We start from the raw sequence: 23,931 nt of genomic DNA on the forward strand, positions 1-23,931 counted from the left end.
GTGTGGTCGTACAAGACCGCGGGTACCGCAAATCCAGGGAACCCTACGAAGGCGCCGACCGTCAGCAACGATACCGGCACACCGAGCGGCCCCCGCGGGACGGGGGCGGGGACGGGAGGTAGCGTCGGGCGTAAGACTGCATGCAGTTCGTGGTAACCGGCCGCCGGTCACTTGGCCCGCGTACGGACGAGACAAGGGGAAGACGCACTCCAGATGACGGACCGACGCCGCCGCGCGGCCCTCCTGCTCCTGCTGCCCGCCACCTCCCCGGGGGCGGTGCTGCTGCCGCGCGAGCGCAAGCCGTCGTCCTCCGAGTCCGCCGACCGGGACAACCCCTTCGCGCCGCCGCCGGCCGACGCCCCCGACCAGGAGTGGCGGCCGCGCGCCCCGCACGCCCGGGACCAGGGCGAGGGCGGCGACGAGGAGCGGCCGCGCCAGGACGAGCCGACGCCGAGCTGGGGCAGCCAGTGGAGCCCGCGGCAGCCGGGCCGGCAGAGCGGAGGGTTCGGCACCCGGCCGGGCGGCCGCAACGGGCAGCAGGGCGGCCCCGGCGGCCCCGGCAATCTGCGCTGGGACCCCACCGACCCGGCCCAGCGCCGCGCCCGCTACGCCCTGCTCGCGGGCATGTGGGGGTTCTTCTTCGTCCTCTTCAGCCTGCCCGAGGTCGCCATGCTCCTGGGCGCACTGGCGCTCTACTGGGGCATCAGCTCACTGCGCGCCAAGCCGGACCCGGCGAAGGCCTCCGCCGCGGCCACCACCGCCGCCATGGAGGGCCGCCCGGCCCCCGGCCAGCAGCCCCCCGCCGCCCCGTCCTCCGCGCCGGGCAGCGCCCGCCCCCAGGTCACCGCGGCGATCGCGGGCCTGGTGACCGGCTCGCTGGCCCTGATGATGGTGGCCGCGACCTTCACCGTCCAGATCGTCTACCGCGACTACTTCACCTGCGTGAACGACGCCCTGACCCAGTCGGCCGGCAAGTCCTGCGAAAACCTCCTGCCCAAGGAGCTGCGACCGCTGCTGAGCGTGGAGAAGTAGGTTCCGGTCGCGCTCCGCCCGGTCGCGCCCCGCCCGGGGTCACCGGACCGGGGTCACCGGACCGGGGTCACGGGACCGGGGCCTCCGTCTCCGTGCCAGTCGTCGGGCCGGTCTCCGTGCCGGTTTTCGGGCCGGTCTTCGGTGGCGCGGGTTCTGCGGGTTCTGCGGGTTCGGGCTGCCGGGCCGGGGCGGCCGCGGTCTGCGGGGTGTCGGCGGCGGTGGGGCGGGCGGTGCGCCGTGGCCGGGGGCGGCCGCGCAGGTGCCAGGAGCGGGCCACGAGTGCGCCCGGGATTCCGAGCAGGGCCGTCCAGGCCGCCGCGGCCAGGCCCGTGCGCCACCAGCTCGGGCCGAAGGCGGCGAGTGCGCCGGTGCCCAGGGGGCCGCCGGACAGGGCCGCGAGCAGCGCCATGAGGACGCCGCAGACACCGGCCGCCAGGGCCGCCGCGCAGGCCGTCGTCCACCAGGACCAGGGGGCGTCCGGGGCGGCCGTGCCCGGGGGGACGGGCGGGGGTGTGGAGCACGGTTCGGGCGGGGCGCAGGAGGTGGCGGCGGAGCGGGCCACATGGCGGGACAGCAGTACCGCCGCGGCCACCGGGGCCAGGGCCGCCGACCAGGTCAGCGGGGTGCCCGGGGCCGGGGCCGGGAGGTCGCCGAGCAGGGGCAGCGGCGGGTGCGCGGTGGTGCCGAGCGGTCCTGCCGTGCTGCCCGCGCCGAGGGTGAAGCCCGGCCCCAGGCCGTACGCGGCGCCCCAGACGGCCGCGTTGGGGAGCAGGAAGAGGCACAGCAGCACCACCGTGGCGCGGCCGGCCCAGTCCGGCGCCAGCTTGAGGAGTTCCCGGTAGACCGGGCCGGCGTGCAGGGCGAGCGCAAGGACGGTGAGCAGCCCGCCGCAGCAGAGCAGGGCGACCACGGCGGTGGCCGCGGCCCGGCGGGCGGCGGCGAAACGGGGCCCGCGGAACACGGACCGCAGCCGGTCCGGCACCGCGGCCCAGGCGTGCCGGACCCGGTCGGGCAGCAGCTCGGCGCCGGCCTCGCCCAGGATGTACCAGGTCGTGCCCGCCAGGGTGGCGGCGGCGGTGGCCGGTACGTACAGCAGGGCGCTGAGCGGCTCGGCGGCCAGCCGCCCGGCCGAGGCGTAGAGCAGGACGCCCGCGGCGACCAGCAGATAGCCGGTGAGCAGCGCGCCGAGCAGGGTGCGCGGCGCGGCCGGGCCGATGAGGCCGTCTCCGCTGACGCAGTCCTGGCCGCCGCGCGCCGCGGTGGCCAGGGTGTGGCGGGCGGCGCGGTGCAGCAGGCAGACGGGGAGTACGGCGAGCAGCAGCGGGGGCACGGCGACCGGGGCGGCCGCGCCGGAGGGGCCCGCGGAGCGGACGAGGTCGCCGCCGTTCGCCAGCAGCCACAGGTCGGCGGCGAGGTGCAGCGCCCCGGAGGGGTCGCGGTCGGGGTAGGGGGAGGCGACCCACAGCAGCAGCACCGCGACCGTCAGCGCGCCGAGGCCGAGGCCGGCGGCCGTGACCCCGCCGAGGAAGGCCGCGCCGATCGCGGCGGAGCGCTGGGCGGCGATCCGGCCGTGTGAGGACAACGTGGTGCCGCGGTCGATCAACTGGCTCACGCCGCCATGCTGCCAACAACGCCCCGTTCATCCAGGTACTGGGCAAATGATCGACGTGTCGCGTATGACGTGTGTGTCGGGAAGTATCCGCGGACGCCGGTTTCCACACTGCTCTGTATGACCCAGCCACTGCTCTCCACGACCCCGCGCGAGCAGGCCCCGGCCGCCACCGCCTTCGACGACCTCTACGTCCGCCACGCCGCGGCGCTCGGCCGGCAGGCATATCTGCTCACCGGGCGGACCGGCCTCGCGCGGCGCGCCGTGCGGCGCGGATTCCGGCTCGCCTGGCAGCAGTGGCCCGCCGTCGCGGTGGACCCGGACCCGGCGGGGTGGGTGCGGGCGGCGGTCTACGAGTACGCGCTGACGCCGTGGCACCGGCTGGTTCCCTGGCTGCGGACCGACCGGAAGCCGCCGCGGCTGCGGCGGGCGGTCGCGGCCGCGGACCGGGAGCTGGCGGAAGCGGTTCTGGGCCTGCCCGCCAGGTACCGCCGGACGCTGCTGCTGCACGACGGGGTCGGGCTCGGGCTGCAGCGGACCGCGGCCGAGACCGAGGCGAGCGTGCCGGCCACCGCCGCGCGGCTGGCGCAGGCCCGCGGGCGGGTCGCCGCCCGGCTGCCGGCCCGGCCGGGGCAGCTGCCCGCGGGGCAGGGCGGGTCCCTGCGGCACCGCCTGGCCGGGCTGCTCGACGAGCTGGCCCAGCTGGTGGACGAGCGGGAGGCGGCGCCGTCGGCCGCGCGGCGCGTACGGGCCGGCGGCGAGCGCAGCGCCCGCCGCACCACCCGGGGCGCCCTCGCGGCCACCGGGCTGTTCGCCCTGGTCACCCTGTTCGTGGGCGTCACCGCGGCGGACCGGCACGCCCCGCCGCACCGGCCGCCGTCGTCGGTCGCGCCGCCCGCCCCGGTCACGGCCGACGAGGCGCGTCTGGTCCCCGAGTCCCGGTGAGGAGCGGGCCGGTCCCGGTACGGGAACGGGCCCGTACCCACCAGGGGTACGGGCCCGTGTCCGTGCACTGCGCCGCAGGACGGGTCCGGCGGTGCGGGAGAGGTGCGGGTCAGCCGCCGAGGATCTCGCGGGCCAGACGGGCGGTCTCCGACGGGGTCTTGCCGACCTTGACGCCGGCGGCCTCCAGGGCCTCCTTCTTCGCCTGGGCGGTGCCGGAGGAGCCGGAGACGATGGCGCCGGCGTGGCCCATGGTCTTGCCCTCGGGCGCGGTGAAGCCCGCGACGTAGCCGACGACCGGCTTGGTGACGTTGGCCTTGATGAAGTCGGCCGCGCGCTCCTCGGCGTCGCCGCCGATCTCGCCGATCATCACGATCAGGTCGGTGTCGGGGTCGGCCTGGAACGCGGCGAGCGCGTCGATGTGGGTGGTGCCGATGACCGGGTCGCCACCGATGCCGACGGCCGAGGAGAAGCCGATGTCACGCAGCTCGTACATCATCTGGTAGGTCAGCGTGCCGGACTTGGACACGAGACCGATGCGGCCGGGCTTGGTGATGTCGCCGGGGATGATGCCGGCGTTGGACTGGCCGGGGGTGATCAGACCGGGGCAGTTCGGGCCGATGATCCGGGTCTTGTTGCCCTTGGACTTCGCGTACGCCCAGAAGGCGGCGGAGTCGTGGACCGCGATGCCCTCGGTGATCACGACCGCGAGGGGGATCTCGGCGTCGATCGCCTCGACGACGGCGGCCTTGGCGAAGGCCGGCGGCACGAAGAGGACGGAGACGTCGGCGCCCGTCTTCTCCATCGCCTCCTTGACGGAGCCGAAGACCGGGACCTCGGTGCCGTCGAAGTCGACGGAGGTGCCGGCCTTGCGCGGGTTGACACCGCCGACGATGTTGGTGCCGTCACCGAGCATCAGCTTGGTGTGCTTCATGCCAGTGGCACCGGTCATGCCCTGGACGATGACCTTGCTTTCCTTGGTGAGGAAGATAGCCATGGTTTAAGTGTCCTCGTCCCTTACTTCGCAGCCAGCTCGGCGGCCTTGTCGGCCGCGCCGTCCATGGTGTCCACGCGCTGGACCAGCGGGTGGTTGGCGTCGGAGAGGATCTGGCGGCCCAGCTCCGCGTTGTTGCCGTCGAGGCGCACGACCAGGGGCTTGGTGACGTCCTCGCCCTTGGACTTGAGCAGCTCCAGGGCCTGGACGATGCCCTTGGCGACCTCGTCACAGGCGGTGATGCCGCCGAAGACGTTGACGAACACGGACTTGACGTCCGGGTCGCCGAGGATGATCTCCAGGCCGTTCGCCATGACCTCGGCGGAGGCGCCGCCACCGATGTCGAGGAAGTTGGCGGGCTTGACGTTGCCGTGGTTCTCACCGGCGTAGGCGACGACGTCCAGGGTGCTCATGACGAGACCCGCGCCGTTGCCGATGATGCCGACCTGGCCGTCGAGCTTGACGTAGTTCAGGCCCTTGGCCTTGGCCGCAGCCTCGAGCGGGTTGGCTGCGTCCTTGTCCTCGAGGGCCTCGTGCTCCGGCTGGCGGAACTCGGCGTTCTCGTCCAGGGAGACCTTGCCGTCGAGGGCGAGGACCTGGCCGCTGGCGACCTTGGCCAGCGGGTTGACCTCGACGAGGAGCGCGTCCTCGGCGATGAAGGTCTTCCACAGGGTGACGAGGATGTCGGCGACCTGGTCGGCGACCTCGGCCGGGAACTTCGCCGCGGCGACGATCTCCTGGGCCTTCTCCTTGGAGACGCCCTCGTTGGCGTCCACCGGGATCTTGGCGAGCTTCTCGGGGGTCTTCTCCGCGACCTCCTCGATGTCCATGCCGCCGGCGACGGAGGCCATGGCCAGGAAGGTGCGGTTGGTGCGGTCGAGGAGGTACGAGACGTAGTACTCCTCGGCGATCTCCGGCGCGGTCTCGGCGATCATCACCTTGTGGACCGTGTGGCCCTTGATGTCCATGCCGAGGATGTCCGTCGCGCGGGCGACGGCCTCGTCGGGGGTGGCGGCCAGCTTGACGCCGCCGGCCTTGCCGCGGCCGCCGACCTTCACCTGCGCCTTGACGACGGACTTGCCGCCCAGCCGCTCGGTCGCCTCGCGGGCCGCCTCAGGCGTGTCGATGACTTCACCGGCCAGCACCGGTACACCGTGCTTGGCGAAGAGGTCCCTCGCCTGGTACTCGAACAGGTCCACGCGCGTCCGTCCCTTGTCTTCTCAGAATCGCCGTAGTGATCGCGGTTCGTTGTCTGCGATGGGCGTGCCGCGAAGGGCAACGTGACGGCGCTGTCACAGGGGAGGCGTACACGGTGTCCGGATACGCGGCATGTCCGTCTCGCAGGTTATCGCCGCAGGACGTGCGGCCCTAAATCGCAGATCACACTCCGGCGGTGATTACGGTCACAGATCTTTTGGCCACGTTACGTCTCCACGGGTTTTCCGTGTGTCGTCGGCCGCTTTTCGACGCCGTCCGGGTGAGCGGCCCGCTCCGGTGCCGGCCGCCGTACACCTCCGCTTCACACGCCGTACGGAAGCCGCGCCTGGTACGTCCGCGCGCGTCCGGTCTCCGGTGATTCCGCTTCCGGCGGCGGCGGAATCCGCTTGGGAAGGCCGCGCAACGCTCCCTCACAGGACCTCCGCATCCGGTGTCCGGAAAGGTCTCTTGACCCCCAACTGCCCACAGCAGAAACTGCGTTGAGCACTTACACATACATACGCATCAGGAGTCACAAGCTTCGGGCTTGGTCCCGTGCAGGCCGGTCGGCAGACCGTTCCGCACCGGGTGCAGACGGGGGAACTTGATGGGTTGTGGGGGGATACGCGGCCGCGGGCGGAGTACGGCCGTGGCCTCTTCCGTACCCGCCGCTCCGCCCCCTTCTTCCCGCCGCCCCTTCCGGCTTTCTCGATTTCTTGGTGTCGTCACACTCGGTGCCTGAAGGGATTGGAGGGGGAATGCCGACACATACGACCTATCCAGGTGTTTATGTCGAAGAGCTTCCCAGCAGCATCCGCAGCATCACCACCGTCACCACTTCGGTGACCGCATTCGTCGGCCACACCCGGCGCGGCCCGCTCAACCAGCCGGTACGGATCACCAGCTTCGCCGACTTCGAGCGCCGCTTCGGCGGGCTGACCTCGCAGAGCGCGGTCTCGTACGCGGTCCACCAGTTCTTCGGCAACGGCGGCACGGTCGCCGTCGTCGTACGGGTCGCCAAGGCCGGCAGCGGCAAGGAAGCCCACGTCACCCTGGAGTCCACCGAGGGCCACAGCCAGTGCCCGGTGCTGGAGGTGCACGCCAAGGAGCCCGGCGTATGGGGCTCCGGCCTCCGGGTCGCCATCGACCACGACACCCGCTGCCCCGACGAGACCTTCAACCTCCACGTCCTCGACGCCCGCGGCACCGCCCGTGAGTCCTTCTCCGGTCTGTCCATGGACCCCGGGCACGGCCGCTACGCCGAGACGGTGATCAACGCCGGCTCCGCGCTGATCCGCGTCCACGTCGTCGGCGAGGGCCGCCCCGACCCCTCCGGCACCGTCTCCAAGGCCTTCCACCACGACCTCCCCGACCTGAACGTCGACCTGACCGTCAAGATCGGCGAGGTCGAGCGCGAGTTCACGCTCTACGACCCGGACTGCGACGGCGAGGCGCCCTGCAACGTCGCCGAGCTGGCGCTCCTCCTGGAGCACAAGCTGCGCGCCCTGCCGGACGCCCCCGGCAAGCACGCCTTCGCGGGCGCCGAGGTCACCGCCTTCGGCCGCCGCATCCAGGTCGTGGCCGGTTCGACCGACCCCGGCGACGTGGTCCGCTTCCTCGGCGAGTGCGCCAACGACCTGGGCCTGGAGGCCTCCGTCAACCCGCCGGTCTTCCCGCTGTGCGGCGGCGAGGACGGCGATCCGCCCGGACCGCGCGACCTCATCGGCAGCGAGGCCCGCAAGAGCGGCCTGCAGGCGCTGCGCGACGTCCACGACGTCAATCTGCTCGCGCTGCCCGAGCTGGCCTCGTACGAGAACACCGAGGACATCGTCACCGTCCTGTCCGCGGCGGAACGTCTCTGCCGGGAGCGCCGGATCTTCCTCCTGGTCGACGCGCCCGCCGCCTGGGGCAGCGTGGACGCCGCGCGGGCCGGTATCGCCGCCTTCGACCCCGTCCGCGGCAACCACTCCGGCCTGTACTTCCCGCACCTCCAGCTCACCGACCCGCTCAGCGGCCGGCTGCGCTCCTTCCCGCCGTCGGGTGCCGTCGCCGGCGTCATCGCCCGTACGGACGGCGAGCGCGGGGTGTGGAAGGCGCCCGCGGGGACCGAGGCCCGCCTGGCCGGGGTCCACTCGCTGACCGTGAAGCTGACGGACCGCGAGAACGGGCTCCTCAACCCGCTGGGCATCAACTGCCTGCGCACCTTCCCGATGGCCGGCCCGCTGGTGTGGGGCGCCCGCACGCTGCAGGGCGCCGACGCGCTGGACAGCGAGTGGAAGTACGTCCCGGTGCGGCGCCTGGCCCTGCACATCGAGGAGAGCCTGCTGCGCGGCCTGCAGTGGGTCGTCTTCGAGCCCAACAACGAGCAGCTGTGGCAGCAGATCCGGCTCAACGCCTCCGGCTACCTCCACTCGCTCTTCGAGAAGGGCGCGTTCAAGGGCGGCACCCCGCGCCAGGCGTACTTCGTCAAGTGCGACAAGGACACCACGACCGCCGAGGACATCGAGCGCGGCATCGTCAACGTCGTGGTCGGCATCGCGCCGGTCAAGCCCGCGGAGTTCGTGATCGTCAAGATCCAGCAGATGGCCGGGCAGTTCGACGTCTAGGGGCGCCACGGCGACGGACGTGAACTCAAGGGACGTGACGCATGTGACGGGCATGACGGACGTGAACGACGTGAAGGACGTGAAGGAATCCGATGGCTGAGTTTCAGATCAACGCCCATCGCTTCGACCCGTACAAGAACTTCAAGTTCCTGGTGCTGTGGGACGGCCGTACGGTCGCGGGCGTCAGCAAGATCAGCCCGCTGAAGCGCACCACCGAGGTCGTCAAGCACCGGCACGGCGGCGACCCCAGCTCACCGCGCAAGTCCCCGGGCCGCTCCGAGTTCGAGGGCATCACCCTGGAGCGCGGCGTCACCCACGACCCGGAGTTCGACCGCTGGGCCAACAAGGTCTGGCAGGTCGGCGCCGGCCTCGGCTCCGAGGTCTCGCTGGCCGACTTCCGCAAGGACATCGTCATCCAGGTCCTCAACGAGGCCGGCCAGGTCGCCGTCTCGCACAAGATCTACCGCTCCTGGCCGAGCGAGTACCAGGTCCTGGGCGAGCTGGACGCCAACGCCAACGCCGTCGCCATCCAGAGCCTGAAGCTGGAGTGCGAGGGCTGGGAGCGCGACTACGAGGTGCCCGAGCCGGAGGAGCCGTCGTTCACGCATCCGGCGTGAGGCGACGTCCACGCGCCCTTGGCGCACGGCACGGCAACGGCGGGACGAGGTGAGGAATGGCGGTGACCGGGCCCGCTGAACTGCTGGCCACCTGGGAAGCCGGGCTGGCCCAGCAGGGCGGCGGCCGGGCCCTGCTGCTGCACCGCGCGGCCCGCCCCGGAGCCTGCACCGACGATCTGCTGTCGGTGCCGCTCGGGGAGCGGGCGGCCGACCTGTTCGCGCTGCGCCGGGCGCTGTTCGGCGCGCGCATGCAGGTCACGCTCGACTGCGCGGACGCGGACTGCGGCGAGGCGATGGAGTTCGAGCTCGACGCGACCGCGCTGGGCGCCGGGCCGCGGGTGCCCGAGGACGGGCTGCGGGTCGCGGAGGGCGACTGGGTGGTGCACTTCCGGCTGCCCACTCCCGCCGACCTCATGGCGGTCGCCTCCGCTGCCGCCGACGGGCCGGACGCCCGGCGGCTGCTCGGCGCCCGCTGCGCCCGCTCGGCGCGGCGGGGCGGCCGGGCGGCCACGGACGAGGAACTGGCCGCGCTGCCCGAGCCGGTCCTGAAGCGCTTCGCCGAGGCGGCCGAAGAGGCCGATCCGGCCGCCGAGGTGACGCTGAACATCGCGTGCCCCGCGTGCGGCGCGGCCACCCCGGCCGAGCTGGACATCGCCGCGTACCTGTGGACCGAACTGGACGCCTGGGCGCGCGATGTGCTGCTGGACGTCCATCTGCTCGCCTCGGCCTACGGCTGGAGCGAGCCCCAGATCCTGGCGCTGAGCCCGCTGCGGCGCCGTTACTACCTGGAGCTGTGCGCAGATGCCTGACCTGGCTGACTACTTCGACCGGCTGCTGGCGCGGCATGCGCCGGCGACGCCCCGGGACCCCTTCGCGGGCGTGCCCGGCGGCCGTACGGACGGGGCCGGAGGCCATGGGGACGGCGCCGGTGCCGGCGGGGCCCGCCGCACCCTGGTCCGGCCGCGTCTGCCGGGCCCGTTCGAGCGCGTCGAGGCGCTCGGCGGCGGGCCCGCGGGGCCGGACGAACCGGCGGCGCTGTATCCGCAGGGGCCGCGGACCTCGCCGTCCGGCGCGGGGCCGGAGGCGCAGATCCGCTACGAGCGGGAGATCAGGACCACCACCGAGCGGCACACCACCGTCCTCGGGAACGCGGCGCCGCGGGAGGCTTTTGGCCTCGTCGAGGCGGAGGTACGGCCGGCGGGACCGCTGCTGCGGCCTGCGGCGGCGCCCGGCCCCGGGCCGCGCGGCAGCGCGTCGCCGGATGCCGTGCCGGCGCGGCGGCGGGCGGATGCGCGGGCGGGTGACGGGAACCCTGGCCCGGCGTCGCCCGGGCCCGTACGGCCGGGCGGGGATCTGGCTCCCGCCGCCGCGGCGGGGGCGCTGCGCCCGCGTGCCGGGGACGTGCCGGCCGCGGCCCGGCCCGCCGCGCGGGCCGCGGCCGCCGCGCGGCGCGGACAGCGCGGCGCCGAACGGGTGGTGCATGTGCAGATCGGCCGTCTGGAGGTCAGCGCGGCCGGTACGGAGCGGCCCGCGGCGGAGGGCCGACCGGCGCGTGCCCAGCGGCGGGCGCCCTCGCTGAGCCTGGCGGACTACCTGGCGCGCGGGGAGAGGACCAGCTGACGGTGGCACCTCAGACGGCGGTAGCGATACGGACGAGGACGGGGCCGAGGGCGGCTTCGGGGGGACGGACTTCATGAGCAACGCACTTGCCGTCGCGACGGTCACCCAGGCCCTTGCGCTGCTGATCGAGCACCATCTGCACCCCGAGATCGATATGGCGGTGTCGGTGGAGACCCGCAAGCCGCCGGCCGATCCGCCGACCGACCCGACGATCACGGTCTTCCTGTACCAGGTCACCCACAACCCGTCGATGCGCAACAACGACCTGGTCACCCGCGCCTCCGACGGCACACTGCTCAAACGGCCGGCCGCGGCGGTCGATCTGCACTACGTCATCAGCGCGTACGGCGAGGAGACCGAGCTGGTCGGGCAGCGGCTGATCGGGAGCGTGGTGCGCACGCTGCACGAAATACCGGTGCTGCCACGGGAGTTGATCGAGGAGGCGGCGCAGCGTCCGTATCTGGCGGGCAGCGATCTCGCCGAGTCGCCGCAGAAGGTGCGCTTCACGCCGTCCCAGATGGACGTCGACGAGGCCTCGAAGCTCTGGGGGATGCTCCACAACACGCCGTACTCCCTGTCGGTCGTCTACCAGGCGTCGCTGGTGCTGCTCGACGGCCATCAGAAGCCGAAGCCGGCGAAGCCGGTGGAGCGGCCGGAGGTGACGGTGCTGCCGTTCGGGGCGCCGGGCGCACCGCAGCGGCCGGGCGCCGGGGACGGGGCGCCTGCGGTGGAGGCGGCGGAGGCGGCAGAGGCGAGGAACCCTGCGGCGAAGGCCCCGGAGGCGAAGGCCCCGGAGGCGGAGGCCGCTGTGGCCGCGGAGAAGCCCGGGGGACATGCCAAGGCTGCGGGCGGCGCCGCGTCGAGGGGCGGCGCCAAGTCCGCTGCCGCGCCCGCACGTTCACGCACCACCCGGGCACGGAAGGCGACCGGCGCGGCCGCCCAGCAGGGCAAACGGCCCGGACCGGGCTCCGGCTCCGGCTCCGGCGGCAAGGGCAGCTCGGACCGCTCGGATGACGGCAGGGAGAGCTGAGTCGGGGTGCGGGGAACGGGGGGAGCCGAAGGCATGGGCAGCGGCAGCGGCAAGGGTGCGGGCATGGCGGCGGGCGGGACGGACGGTGCCGCGCTGTCCGCGGCCGTAGGGGCCGTACTGGCGCGGGTGGACGCGCACGCCGCGCGGACCGGCGGCACAGGCGGCGCGGCGGACGCGGCCCCGGCCGACGCCGCCGCGGCCGCCCCCGACTCCCCCGCACCCCCGGCCCGAACGGCCCCGGCCGCCCCCTCCCCCGCCGGCCCGCCCGCGGCCCTCCCCGCCCTCGACGCCCTGACCTCCTGCTTCGGCCTGAGCTCCTTCGAACGGGAGATCGTCCTGCTCGCCGCGGCGGCCGAACTGGACCCGACGGCCGGCGCCCGCTGCGCCGCCGCGAGCACCGACCCCGGCCACACCTACCCCACCTTCGCCCTGGCCCTGGCCGCGCTCGACGACCCGCACTGGAGCGCCCTGACCCCCGTCGCCCCCCTGCGCCGCTGGCGCCTGATCGACCTGGACGACGAGACCCGCCTGACCACCACCCGCCTCCGCCTCGACGAACGCATCCTGCACTTCCTGGCGGGCTCGCCGTATATGGACGCCAGGCTGCACGGGCTGCTGCGCCGCACCACCGCGCCCGGCTCCCTGCCGCCCTCGTACGACGCGGCCGCGCACCGGGTCGCCGCGGGCTGGGCGGGCACCGGCCCCGACAGCCCCCTGCGCGTCGAACTGGTCGGTGCCGACCTCCGCAGCCGCGCCGACATCGCGGCGGCCGCCGCGCGCCGCTCGGGCCTGGGCCTGTACTCCATGGCCGCCGACGACATACCGACCGACGCCGCCGAGCGCGACCGGCTCGCCCGCCTGTGGCAGCGGGAGGCCGTCCTGCTCCCCGCCGCCCTGCTCATCGAGGTCGGCGAGCTGGACCGCGAGCAGCACGCCGCGGCCGACGCGTTCATCGCGGGCGCGGCCGTGCCCCTGGTCGTCTCCAGCCCGGACCCGCGGCAGACCGGCCATCCGCGCGGCGAGCGGGTGACCGTCCCCAAACTCTCCGACGAGGAGCAGCTCGGCCTGTGGACGGACGCCTTCGCGGACGTCCCCGAGGTAACGGACCGTCACATTCAGGGCCTGGTGGCCCAGTTCCAGCTTCCGCCGCACGTGGTGCGGTCGGCCGCCGCCGCCGTACGCCGCGACCTGCCGGACGCGGACGCGTCCCACGCCGCCCAACTGGCCTGGCAGGCGGGCCTGACCGAGGCCCGGATGGGCCTGGACGAACTCGGCCGCCGCATCGAACCGCGGGCCGGCTGGGACGACCTGGTGCTGGCCGACCGGCAGCGGCGCATCCTCCAGGAGATCGTCGCCCACGTACGCCAGCGCAGCACCGTCTACCAGGACTGGGGCTTTGCGAAGGCGCTGCGCAGCGGCCTGGGCGTCACCGCGCTCTTCGCGGGCGGCTCCGGCACCGGCAAGACCCTGGCCGCCGAAGTCATGGCCGGGGAACTGGGCCTCGACCTCTTCGTCATCGATCTCTCCCAGGTCGTCAGCAAATACATCGGCGAGACCGAGAAGAACCTCAGCCGCGTCTTCGACGCCGCCGAACGCGGGGGCGCGCTGCTCCTCTTCGACGAGGCGGACGCCCTCTTCGGCAAGCGCAGCGAGGTCAAGGACAGCCACGACCGCTACGCCAACCTGGAGGTCAGCTACCTCCTGATGCGCATGGAGGCGTACCGCGGCCTGGCCGTCCTCACCACCAACATGAAGAAGGCCCTGGACTCCGCGTTCCTGCGCCGTATCCGTTTCGTCGTCGACTTCCCCTTCCCGGGCGAGAAGGAGCGCGCGGAGATCTGGAGCCGGGTCCTGCCCGCCCAGGCCCCCATGAAGGGCATCGACCCGTCCCTCCTCGCACAGCTCACCGTCGCCGGCGGCTCGATCCGCAACATCGCTCTCTCGGGGGCCTTCCTGGCCGCGGAGGAGGGGGACCGCCTCCAGATGCGTCACATGCTGGCGGCGGCCCGCACCGAGTACCTGAAGCTGGAGCGCTCCTTGACACCGTCGGAGGTCCACGGATGGGTCTGAACGAGCAGCCGCCCGAGCCGCCACGCTCCTTCCGCATCGACATCGGCGAGCTGGTCCTGGACGGCTTCGACGCCCGGGTGGACGCGGGCCGCGTATCGGCCGCGTTCCAGGCCGAGTTGGCGCGACTGGTGCACGAGCGCGGGGTGCCGCTGGCGGCGGCCGACGGTGCCGCCGTGTCACTGGACGGGCTCGCCGGGCTGCCGCCGCTGCCCGCGACCACCTCTCCCGCACGGCTGGGCGAGGCGCTGGCACGGGCGGTGCACGCGGGGCTGGCGGGGCGGGGGGAGGCACGATGAGTACGGCACGGTCCTCGACGCAGGACACCCGGTCGGCCGCCGAGGCCAAGCGCCGCAAGCGCAGGGAGCGGGCGGCCACGTCCCGTACGCCGGAGCCCAAGGACATCGTCAGCGGCGCCGGGCAGCCCCTGGACGTGGGGGTCCGCCGCGAGCTGGAGGAGCAGCTCGGCCACGACTTCAGCCGGGTCCGCCTGCACACCGACCGCGATTCCGGGCAGCTGGCGGAGCTGATGGGCGCGGACGCCTTCGCGGTCGGCCAGGACATCTTCTTCCGCGAGGGCGCCTTCCGCCCGGGAACGGCGGACGGGCAGCGGCTGCTGGCCCATGAGCTCCTGCACACCGTCCAGAACCCGCACGGCCTGGGCGCGTTGCGGGCCGGGCGCGACCTGGGCTCGGTCAGCCTTCCCCAGGAGGCGGTCGAGCGGGAGGCGGAGTCGGCGGCGCAGGAGACCGTACGGGCGGCGCTGGCCGGGTCGGTGCGTGCCGAGGCGCCGGGCGCGGAGATCGAGCCGGGGCAGGCCACGCCCGGCTGGCTGCGCTATGCGACGGTCGACGCCGACCGCCGGCGTTTTGAACTGCTGGACCCGGCAACGCTGGTGGACCGCCTCGCCCATGGTGTCCTCCGCTCGCTGCGCGGTGACCCGGAGGACCTTTCGGGCCGGGTACGCCTGCAACTGGCCCGGCTGGCGCCGGAGGTGCAGGAACGTGTGCTGGACCGGCTGGAGGCACGGCTGCCGACGCCCGCCCTGGAGCGGCTGTACGAGCTGGTCGAGGAGGCCGAGCAGGCGGGTGCGCTGCCGCTGGACGCGGCCGCGGCCCCCGAAGCCGTCCCCGACGAGGCCGAGACGCTGCGGCAGGAGCGGGCGCAGCGGGCGGCCGCCGAACGGAGCGAGCGCGCGCAGGCGGAGAAGGAGGGCGACGACCGGCGCACGCGCGAGCGGCAGCGCAAGGACTCCGATCCGGCCGGCGACGGGGGTGCCGTGGAGCGGGGCGGTCCGTCCCGGTCCGCTGCGGGCGGCCCGTCGAAGGCCGCTGCACCGCAGACGGCGGCGGCGGAGTCCGGGCAGCCGGTGCACGGGACCGGGGAGACGGCCGGGGAGCAGCAGGAGTCGAGGGCCCAGGAGAAGCAGCAGGACACCGGCGCCGCCCGACAGCGCTCGCAGAAGGACGCGGCGGGCGCGGCCGGCGGGCAGGAGGAGGACCGCCAGGACGCCGGCCGGCAGCCGGAACAGGCTGCCGAGCACGGGGCGGAGGGCGGCGGGGACGAGCGTGCGGACCAGGCCGCCGAGGAGCGGGGGGCCGGTCCGGAGGACCTGGACAGGAGCGCCGAGGAGCCCGGCGAGAAGGACCGGACCGGCCGGGGCGTCGGCGGTGACCGCCGCGCCGGGGACCCCCGGAACGAAGAGGACGCCGACGACGAGCCGCTGGGGCTCCAGGAGGAGTCGGCGGACCTCGACGAGGACGCCGGGGACGACGGCACCGAGGACGGCGACGAGGACGACGCCCTGGACGCCGCGGACGACGAGACGGACGACGGGGCGGACGGCGAGGCGGCGGGGGACACCGGCGACTCGCTGCCCGAAGACGGCCTCGACGGCTCCGCCCGTGCCGCGGCGAACGGGACGCACGCGCAGAACACGGCCGGCGGCGGGCGGGACGGCGCTCCCGGTGTCCGCACGTCCCCGGCCGACGAGGACCGGGCGGCGGACCTGCGGCAGGCGGAGAGCGAGGCGGGCGGAGCCGGTGCGGGGGCGGCCCCGCCGGAGAACGCGTCCGGTGATCGGCTCTCCGCTGACCTCCAGACCGGCACGTCCGTCGAGCAGGAGATCGGCCCCGAGCCGGAGGAGTCGGCGGACGACAGGACCGGTGAGGAGCCGGGCGAGAACCTCACGGACCCGGCCGATGCCGACGACGCCGAGCGGGAGCGGGAGCAGGCGGCGGAGCGCAGGGAGGACGCGGAGGCCAAGCGGCGCGACGAGGCGGCCCGTGCGGCCACCGCCGGGTCGGGCGGGGCGGGCTTCGGCGGTGGTGCGGGCGCGACGGGGCAGCTGGCGAAGTCCGACGAGGACGCGCGCCGCCAGGCCGTCAGTACGGCTTCGGCGTCCTCGGCCACGGGTGCCGGCGACGGGAAGAGCGCGGCCGGCGGCCCGGGCGGCGCCGCGGACGCGGGAGTCCAGGCGGCACGCACGGGTGAGGCGTCCGGTGCGGACACCGGCACGGCATCCGGTGCCCCGGGCGGCCCGGCCGCCGACCGGGCCGCGGGCACGGCGCGCGGCAGCTCGGCCCCGGGCGGCTCCGCTTCGGGCGGCTCCGCCTCCGGCGGCGCGGTCCCGGCCGCGGGCGAGCAGCCCAAGGACGACCTCGCGACGAAGGACGCCACCGAGGGAAAGGGCGCCACCGAGGCGAAGGACGCCCCGGCGACGCAGGACGTCACCGAGGGGAAGGGGCCCGCGACCACGCCGGGTTCACCGGCCGGCCCCGACACGGTCTCCGCCGCGGGCTCCTCCTTGGCGCCGAAGCTCCTCTCGGGCAGTGGCTCCGCCGGGGCCGGGTCCGCGGGGGCGCCGGCCGCGGGCGGCGCACCCGCGGCAGCGGGGGCTCCCCGGTCCGCGGCGGCGAAGCCCGCGGTGCGGCCGAACGTCGCGGGGCCCAAGCGGCAGGCGGCCAGGCAGGCGGCGAAGGCCGCGGGCCGCCGTGGGGGCGGCGGCGGTGGCACAAGCGCCCGTAGCGCTCCGGCTCCGGCACCTGCACGAGGCGGGGGCGGCGGTGGCGGTCGTGGCGCCGCGTCCGGCGCGACGAAGCCGAAGAAGGAGGCTCCGGCCCCCGACGTCTCCAAGGGCACCCCCGAGTCGGGACTGGCCACGGCGGCCGGGCTCAAGCCGCACATCGCGCTGGAGACGCTCAAGGGCGTCGACGGGGCGGTGGGCCACTCGGTCGGCAAGGAGCGTGCGGCGCTGCGCAAGGCGCCGCCGAAGACGGAGCGGCCGTCCGGCTCGCCGAAGACCGTGCCGGGAGGCCCGAAGGCCGCAGCTCCGGGGACGTACACCAACGCCAAGGTCTCCCGTACCGAGGCCGCGCAGGGCAGGACGCCGGAGATCGACGGCGAGCAGCGGCCGGAAGGCGAACCGCCGACCGCGGACATGCCGGAGCCGAGCTGGTGGGACATCGGCGTGACGATCGGCGCCAAGCTGCTGGGGAAGCTCCTCAAGGAGCTCCTCCCGCTGGACGACCTGATCGACTCGATCCTCGAACTGCCCACCGCGGACGAGGGGATGCAGGGCACCAGGGTCGGCGACGCCCCCGGGCTGCCGCTCCAGGACGACTCCGACCCGCAGCGTACGGACGAGCAGGGGCAGAAGCTCGACGAGCGGAAGAACGAACTGCACCGGTCCGGCCGCGAGGACGCCGCCCGGCCGATGGGCGAGGACCAGATCTACCCCGACGTCCCCCGCGAGACCCTGACCGGCAAGGTACTCGGCGGCAAGGGCAGGAAGGCCGGCACGGCGGGCGGGCGCAAGGCCCCCGCCGGCGGCATACCGGTCGAGTCCGCCTCCGCCGTGGCCGAACACGACCGGGGCCCGCAGATCCAGGCGGGCTTCGGCAGCGGCCGGCAGAAGATGACGGACGAGCGCCGGGCCAAGGACCGGAAGGCCAGGGACGACCGGCAGAAACACGACCGGGACCTGAAGCGGGAGGTCGACGCCAGCGGCAAGGCCCAGGCCGGCGAGCGCGAGAAGGGCCAGTCCGAGATCTCCGGCCACCGCGACAAGTGGCGCAAGGAGCAGGACGACAAGGTCGCGGAGATCGACGGCAAGAAGGGCAAGCGGTACGACGAGGTCCGCGGAAAGATCAAGAAGCGGGAGAAGGAGACCGACGACCACGTCGAGGAGCGCACCAAGAAGGACAACGAGCAGATCAAGAGCCACCACACCGGCGCGAAGGAGAAGGCGGAGCAGAAGAAGAAGGACAGCAAGGACAACGCCGACAACTGGCTCGACGGAGCGATCAACGAGCTCAAGTCCTGGTTCAAAGAGATCAAGAACGCGATCAAGGGGTTCTTCGAGGAGGCACGGAAGGCCGTCACCGGCCTCATCGACAAGTTCAAGACCGAGGTCTTCAAGTTCATCGACAAGGCCCGCAACTGGGTCGTCGACCGGATCAACGAGTTCGCCGACGGTCTGATCGCCCTCGGTGACGAACTCCTCGCCGACTACCCGGCGATGCGCGACAAGTGGCGCAACACCATCAACGGCGCGCGCAACTACGCCGTACGGAAGGTCAACGAGGCGGCCGGCGCGCTCAAGAAGGTCGTCGGAGGGCTGCTGGACGGGCTGTCCGACGCGCTCGTCGCGGGGCTGAACGTGCTGGAAGACGGGCTCATGAAGGCCGTCGACATCGCGGAGGGCGCGGTGGTCGGGGCGCTGGAGTTCGCGAAGGGGGTCATCGAGGCCCTCGGCGAATGGGCCGCCATCTTCCACGACATCGTCTCCGACCCCGGCGGCTGGATCAGCAAGGCGGGCGACGCCGCCCGCACGGGAGCCAGGGAGTACCTCTTCGAGGAGACGAAGGCCGCGGTCAAGAAGTGGATCAACGACAAGATCCAGGAGATCACCGGCCTGTCACCCGAAGACTTCCAGGCACTGATCGAAGGCAATGTCACCGCCGAGGAGATGGGCAAGATGGCCTGGGAGGCGGCCCTCCCGCAGCTTCCCCTGATCATCGGCGAACTGGTCGTCAAGCAGGTCGTGGCCAAACTGATCCCCGGCGCCGGCTGGGCCATGGCCGTCATCGACGCCCTCAAGACCGCCTGGGGCGCGCTCAGCGAGATCCTGGCCGCGTTCGGCCTCTTCATGGACTTCCTCAAGGCGGTCAAGAGCGGGAACGCGGCACGCCCCTTCGCCAAGGCCGTCGCGGCCGGTGTCGTCGCCCTCCTGGAGCTGATCTACCAGGCCCTGGTCCACGGCATCCAGAAGTACATGGGCAAGGTCACCGGCAAGCTCGGCGAGATGCTCAAGAACATCCGCAGCAAGCGGAAGCCCGGCGGGCAGGACGGTCCGGACGGGCCCGGCGCACCCGGCAGGCCCGGCCACCACGACCGGCCGGGCGGGGACGGCCGCCCCGGCAGCGCCGACCGGCCCGGTCCGACGGCCGACAAGCCCGGCCCCACCGACAAGCCCAACCAGCGCCCGGTCCCGCGCAAGCCCTCCCCGGACAAGGCCTCCCGCCCGCAGGAGGGCCCCCGCCTCACCAAGCGCCCCTCCCCCGAGAAGAAGCCGCGCCCGGAACACCGGCCCCAGCCCAAGTCGAAGAAGAAGCCCGACGAGCACGAACGCCGCGAGGACGGCCGCGAGGTCAACGCCGCCCGCCGCCGCGCCCGCGACGCACAGCGCAAGCAGCACGACGACGACAAGCCCCGCCTCACCAAGCGCCGCGGCCCGGCCCGCGACACCCTCCGCAAGAACCGCCCCGACAGGAAGCGGGACGACGACAGGACCCAGGACCCGCTCCGCAAGAAGAAGCAGGACGCCAAGAAGCCCGACCTCAGAAAGAACAAGCCCACCGCCAAGAAACCGCGCCGCCGCCCCGATTCCCGCACCCGCCGCACCCTCCGCCGCGCCCGCCAGACCATCAAGTCCGCCCTCAACCGCGCCCGCCGCGCCGCCCGCCGCCTCTTCGGCAAGGGCCGCAAACTCACCCGCAAACTCAACAACCGGGCACATCGGCTGAGGCAGCAGTGGCGACGCCGGCGGGACCGGATACGGCGCAACCGTGAACGGCGGCGCGACCGGGCCAGGCGGGAGCGGCAGAACGAGGTGGAGATCAAGCGGCCGACCGTCCCCTTCCGCGACGAAACCGGTGAGTTCCACACGCTGCAGTTCGACGGCGGCCAGAACCAGGACCTCTCCATACACAGCACACCGAAAGAGGTCCCTCCCTTCATCGCCGACTGGACGTCGGACATCAAGAAGCAGATAAGAGAGCAGGGAACAACAGCCGAGCTGAGCGAGCAGTTGGAGCACATCAGGCTGATCGAGAGATGGCACCGGGTGGCGGAAAGCATGGAAGAGCGGATCCCCAAGCGCACTCCGAAGAATTCAGTCAAAAACTGGAAGCCGGCCCGTAAACGCCTTCGGTCAGCCATGGACGCGGTAGCCAGGCACGCCAAGGAGCGACGCTACTACGGTCTCCCCAAGTACCTGGAGCCACAGAACTACAAAGACGCCCGAGCGGACCGCATCAAGGGGCAGTTCATACAAGAATCCACAAAGACGGTGTTCGGCGGCCCGGGACAGATCGCAAAGGATGCGAGCCCGGGAATGCCGCCCGGCTGGAGCTACATCGAGGACAAAACCCTCGGGACGGGTTCCGCCTGGGTGCGCATGCACCTCCTGCCTGAACGAATGGGCGGCCTGGCAAAGGGAAACAACCTGGTCCCGGCCCGCGGGCCGGAGACCAACGGTGAGTTCTTCCGGGAGATCGAGAACCCCGCTTACCAGGCGATACCGAAGAAGAACAGAATCATCTGGTACGAGGCGACGGTGAAGTTCGGCCACCCACCTCACCCGGAGCCGGAATTCGCAGACTTCCCCAAACACATCCACGCCGCGTACGGCGGATACAAGAAAATCAAAGGGACAGGAGAGGAGCGCAGCGACTGGGAAGAGCTCACCACGCCCATCGACCAGCACAGCGATCCCGTCGAGCCGCCCGGCCAGGACGAAGGTGGAACCCTCGCGATCAACACGACGGGCCACGTCAACATCGAGCGGCTGCTCAAAGTCAAACGCAGCCTCGCGGATCACCTCATCGCGGCACGCGACCTTCACGGCGGTTTCGACGATGTAGACGACGTCAGGGACGGTATGAACGAGTACCGGAAGACCCTGACGGGCCCCAACGCCCTGCCCGTGGCAAAACTCAACGCCATGATCAGTGAGCTCGCCGCCCTGCAGATCGCCAAGAAGGTCAACTGGAAAAAGAAGGGGGCACAGTGAACTTCAGCGGCGACTTCCGGCACCCGTTCGAAGAACGCAGCGCCAGAGCATTGCAAGAGATCAGCGACTGCTCCGCACTCAGCGTTTCAGCGGCACAGTTCGGCAAGATATCCAGATCCCGGGAAGAATCTGACCGTGTCTTCGACAACCTCGCAGAGCTGGACGACATGCCCCTCAGCTCGGGGGTCAGGGACCACTACTTCCGGTTCAACGAGATCGAAGCGTACTGGCGATCACCGGACCGGGATCTGGAACTGGTCGGCGAAATCCATCTGACCCACCTGTCGCGAAGCATCGTGGAGAACCGCCTGCATCTCATCTGGGCAGGCGAGAGCGACCGGGAGCGCGAACTCCACAAAGAGCTGAGATTCTTCGATGACACACCGCGCACCGGATCCGGACATATGACCTTGCTGCGCGCCGAACCCGGCACCACGGACCCCGAAATCTGGTTCTTCGACATGCGGCAGGGAGCCATGCCCATGGACCTGGACTACGGGTCCTATCTCGACACCCTGCTCATCACAAAAGGCACCATCGGCTGGCAGTACCTGTACTGCGAAACGGGGCCGGGCGATCCGGGGTTCGCGCCGGTCTCCCGTGGACTGAGTCACATGCTGGAGACCTTCCCGCGGCTCTTCCCCGATTACGACTATTCGGAACTCCAGGCCCGCCTCCGGGAGCGCATATGACCCGCTACGCCGACATCCCCAAGCCCATCCGCTCCGGAATCGTCATCGTCGACCCGGAGCTCGGCACGCCCCGGCGCATCATCGTGTTGCAGTTCAATCCGGACACGCTGGAGCGGTCCGTGTCGCCGCAGGCTGCGGGCGGGGAGGGGGGCGGCGGTGGCGGGGACAGCGGGGGTGACCGGAATGAGGCGCTGAGGCTGAAGGGGCCGGCGCAGGAGACGTGGAAGTTCACCGCGGAGATCGACGCCACCGATCAGCTGGATGTGGCGGCGCCGCACGGGATTCATCCGCAGCTGGCCGTGCTGGAGATGCTGGTGCAGCCGACCACCGCGCAGCTTCGCGCCGCCTCGCGCCTCAGCAAGAAGGGGACGATCGAGATCAGTCCCATTGAGATGCCGCTGACGCTGTTCACCTGGGGAAGCAAACGCGTCATGCCCGTCCGGCTCACCGAGTTGTCGGTGAACGAGTCGGCGTTCGACGTCAATCTGAACCCGATTCGGGCCTCGCTCAGTATCGGAATGAAGATTCTGACGGTGAGTGATCTGCCGGCCGGGCACCGGGGGGCCGAGTTGTACCTCGCGCACCTGGCGCAGAAGGAGCAGCTGGCGCGGACCGCGCGGGGTGGGAGTTTCGCGGCGCTCGGGCTTGGCGGGAGGGGGATCTGAGCGTGATCGAGCCGTATGAGCGGGCGTTGGACGACGTTCCGGGGGCGCATCCGTATCCGCGGAGCAGCCGGTATCACGGGGTGGAGATCGGCGTGCACCGGGCGGCCGACGGGACCGAAATCCGGTATGCGAAGCGGCGGTTGCTGCCGCCGTTGCCGGAGGCCGCGGACGAGGGGACGGTGGCGCATACCGTCAGTGCCGGTGAGCGGGCCGATCAGCTCGGGCAGCGGTACTTCGGGGATCCGGGGCAGTGGTGGCGGATCGCCGATGCCAATCCCGCGCTCGATCCGCGGGAGTTGACGGACGAGCCGGGCGAGCAGATAGCCGTTCCGCTGCCGGGGGGATTCCCGGGCGGTATGGGCGGGCCGGGTGTGCGGAATGGCTGAGGAACCGGTCGGGCGGGGCCCGATTCATGTGTCGCTGTTTATGGGGCCGAAGTCGGCGCGGCCCGTCCCGCCCGAGGTGACGGAGGCGTTGCTGTCGGCGCAGATCACGAGTACGGCGGGTGAGCGGAGCGGGTTTCAGATCGCGTTCGATCTGACCAAGAAGGGGGCGATCGTCCAGCGGCTGCTGCCCGAGGGGTTCTTCGATCCGAAGACCCGGGTGATTGTGGCGGTGGCGATCAAGGGGACGCCGTTTGTGCTGCTGGACGGGCTGATCGTGCGGCAGGAGGTGGGGGCCAGCAATCAGCCGGGGCAGACGACGCTGACGGTGACCGGTGAGGACCTCACCTTGCTGATGGATCTGGAGGAGCGGACGGACCGGTATCCGAATCTGGCGCCGTCGCAGCGGGTCGAGCGGATTCTGGGGAAGTACGCGGATTACGGGATCGACGCGCGGATCATCCGGGAGCAGATTCCGCAGCCGCCGCGGGAGCAGGTGCGGGTCGATTACCAGGTGGGGACGGACCTGCAGTACGTCAATGAGCTGGCCGGGGCCAACGGGTACACGTTCTACCTCGACCCGGGGCCGGTGCCCGGGAAGTCGACCGCGTTCTGGGGGCCCGAGCAGCGGCTGGGGCAGCGGCAGCACGCGTTGAACGTGAACATGGACGTCAACTCGACCGTGGACCAGCTGACGTTCGCCTATGACGGGACGGCGAGGGAGGAGCCGCAGGCGCGGGTGCAGGACCCCGTGACGCGGCGGGCGCCGCTGCTGGCGCAGCCGGACATCAGTCCGCTGCGGCCGCCGCTGGGGCGCCGGGCCTCGCCCGCGCTCAAGCGGAAGACGCTGGGCGGGACCGCCAAGCGGGACGAGGCGATCGCGAAGGCCGAGGCGCTGGGCAGGGCGGCGACGTCCGCCGATGCCGTTTCGGGGTCGGGGTCGCTGGATGTCAATCGGCATGGATATGTGCTGCGGCCCCGGGAGTTGGTCGGGGTGCGGGGTGCCGGGGTCACCTATGACGGCGATTACTACGTGAAGAGCGTGACGACCAATATCCGGCCGGGCTCGTATCAGCAGAACTTCACGCTGTCGAGGGAAGGGCTGATTGCGCGCAGCGGCACCGTAAGGCCGTAACCCCCCCGGCCCCCTAATCCCACTCATAAGAGCAAACAGCACTCACTA

Annotated in this window: 17 protein-coding genes; 14 read left to right on the forward strand and 3 right to left on the reverse strand. The window is 72.4% G+C overall.

Annotation, left to right across the window (positions count from 1 at the left end):
- The first annotated feature begins 213 nt into the window (after window positions 1-213).
- On the forward strand, window positions 214-1,032 hold the full coding sequence (locus tag ACWD6P_RS13985) for a hypothetical protein (RefSeq protein WP_451444312.1): 819 nt from the start codon (window positions 214-216) through the stop codon (window positions 1,030-1,032).
- A 67-nt stretch (window positions 1,033-1,099) separates the two neighbouring features.
- On the opposite strand, the gene ACWD6P_RS13990 is transcribed toward ACWD6P_RS13985, so the two are convergent.
- Complete coding sequence (locus tag ACWD6P_RS13990) at window positions 1,100-2,644, reverse strand: cell division protein PerM (RefSeq protein WP_451444313.1); 1,545 nt, start codon at window positions 2,642-2,644, stop codon at window positions 1,100-1,102.
- 117 nt (window positions 2,645-2,761) lie between these two features.
- Between ACWD6P_RS13990 and ACWD6P_RS13995 the strand changes: the two genes are divergently transcribed.
- A complete protein-coding gene (locus ACWD6P_RS13995) occupies window positions 2,762-3,586 on the forward strand; it encodes a hypothetical protein (RefSeq protein ID WP_451444314.1) in 825 nt (274 codons plus the stop codon).
- 109 nt (window positions 3,587-3,695) lie between these two features.
- Here ACWD6P_RS13995 and sucD read toward each other — a convergent pair whose 3' ends face one another.
- Window positions 3,696-4,580, reverse strand: a complete 885-nt coding sequence (gene sucD, locus ACWD6P_RS14000) for a succinate--CoA ligase subunit alpha (protein WP_451444315.1) — start codon at window positions 4,578-4,580, stop codon at window positions 3,696-3,698.
- A gap of 20 nt (window positions 4,581-4,600) precedes the next feature.
- On the reverse strand, window positions 4,601-5,776 hold the full coding sequence (gene sucC, locus ACWD6P_RS14005) for an ADP-forming succinate--CoA ligase subunit beta (protein WP_451444316.1): 1,176 nt from the start codon (window positions 5,774-5,776) through the stop codon (window positions 4,601-4,603).
- Between the two features lie 756 nt (window positions 5,777-6,532).
- On the opposite strand from sucC, the gene ACWD6P_RS14010 reads away from it, so the two are divergent.
- The 12 genes from ACWD6P_RS14010 (at window position 6,533) to ACWD6P_RS14065 (ending at window position 23,883) form a co-directional block, all read left to right on the forward strand.
- Window positions 6,533-8,380, forward strand: a complete 1,848-nt coding sequence (locus ACWD6P_RS14010) for a phage tail sheath family protein (protein ID WP_451444317.1) — start codon at window positions 6,533-6,535, stop codon at window positions 8,378-8,380.
- Between the two features lie 92 nt (window positions 8,381-8,472).
- Window positions 8,473-8,997 carry a phage tail protein gene (locus ACWD6P_RS14015; protein WP_384425300.1) on the forward strand — a complete coding sequence of 175 codons (525 nt, stop codon included), beginning with the start codon at window positions 8,473-8,475 and terminating at the stop codon, window positions 8,995-8,997.
- A gap of 56 nt (window positions 8,998-9,053) precedes the next feature.
- Entirely contained in the window at window positions 9,054-9,806 is a 753-nt protein-coding gene (locus ACWD6P_RS14020; protein ID WP_451444318.1) for a hypothetical protein, read from the forward strand.
- Window positions 9,799-10,617 carry a hypothetical protein gene (locus ACWD6P_RS14025; protein ID WP_451444319.1) on the forward strand — a complete coding sequence of 273 codons (819 nt, stop codon included), beginning with the start codon at window positions 9,799-9,801 and terminating at the stop codon, window positions 10,615-10,617. Before ACWD6P_RS14020 ends, ACWD6P_RS14025 begins: the two co-directional genes overlap by 8 nt.
- Window positions 10,618-10,690: 73 nt before the next feature.
- The gene (locus ACWD6P_RS14030; RefSeq protein ID WP_451444320.1) at window positions 10,691-11,647 is read left to right on the forward strand and encodes a DUF4255 domain-containing protein; all 957 of its coding nucleotides are present in this window, start codon (window positions 10,691-10,693) and stop codon (window positions 11,645-11,647) included.
- 33 nt (window positions 11,648-11,680) lie between these two features.
- Entirely contained in the window at window positions 11,681-13,717 is a 2,037-nt protein-coding gene (locus ACWD6P_RS14035; protein ID WP_451444321.1) for an ATP-binding protein, read from the forward strand.
- Window positions 13,708-14,013: a hypothetical protein gene (locus tag ACWD6P_RS14040; protein WP_451444322.1), complete on the forward strand. Its 306-nt coding sequence runs from the start codon at window positions 13,708-13,710 to the stop codon at window positions 14,011-14,013. Before ACWD6P_RS14035 ends, ACWD6P_RS14040 begins: the two co-directional genes overlap by 10 nt.
- Window positions 14,010-21,008, forward strand: coding sequence for an eCIS core domain-containing protein (locus tag ACWD6P_RS14045; RefSeq protein ID WP_451444323.1), 6,999 nt, complete (start codon window positions 14,010-14,012; stop codon window positions 21,006-21,008). Before ACWD6P_RS14040 ends, ACWD6P_RS14045 begins: the two co-directional genes overlap by 4 nt.
- Complete coding sequence (locus tag ACWD6P_RS14050) at window positions 21,005-21,700, forward strand: hypothetical protein (protein WP_451444324.1); 696 nt, start codon at window positions 21,005-21,007, stop codon at window positions 21,698-21,700. The genes ACWD6P_RS14045 and ACWD6P_RS14050 overlap by 4 nt, the downstream gene beginning before the upstream one ends.
- The gene (locus ACWD6P_RS14055) at window positions 21,697-22,365 is read left to right on the forward strand and encodes a hypothetical protein (protein WP_451444325.1); all 669 of its coding nucleotides are present in this window, start codon (window positions 21,697-21,699) and stop codon (window positions 22,363-22,365) included. The genes ACWD6P_RS14050 and ACWD6P_RS14055 overlap by 4 nt, the downstream gene beginning before the upstream one ends.
- The gene (locus tag ACWD6P_RS14060) at window positions 22,362-22,751 is read left to right on the forward strand and encodes a hypothetical protein (RefSeq protein WP_451444347.1); all 390 of its coding nucleotides are present in this window, start codon (window positions 22,362-22,364) and stop codon (window positions 22,749-22,751) included. The genes ACWD6P_RS14055 and ACWD6P_RS14060 overlap by 4 nt, the downstream gene beginning before the upstream one ends.
- A complete protein-coding gene (locus tag ACWD6P_RS14065; RefSeq protein WP_451444326.1) occupies window positions 22,744-23,883 on the forward strand; it encodes a hypothetical protein in 1,140 nt (379 codons plus the stop codon). Before ACWD6P_RS14060 ends, ACWD6P_RS14065 begins: the two co-directional genes overlap by 8 nt.
- The last annotated feature ends 48 nt before the right edge of the window (window positions 23,884-23,931 follow it).

Source organism: Streptomyces sp. NPDC002446 (assembly GCF_053595675.1).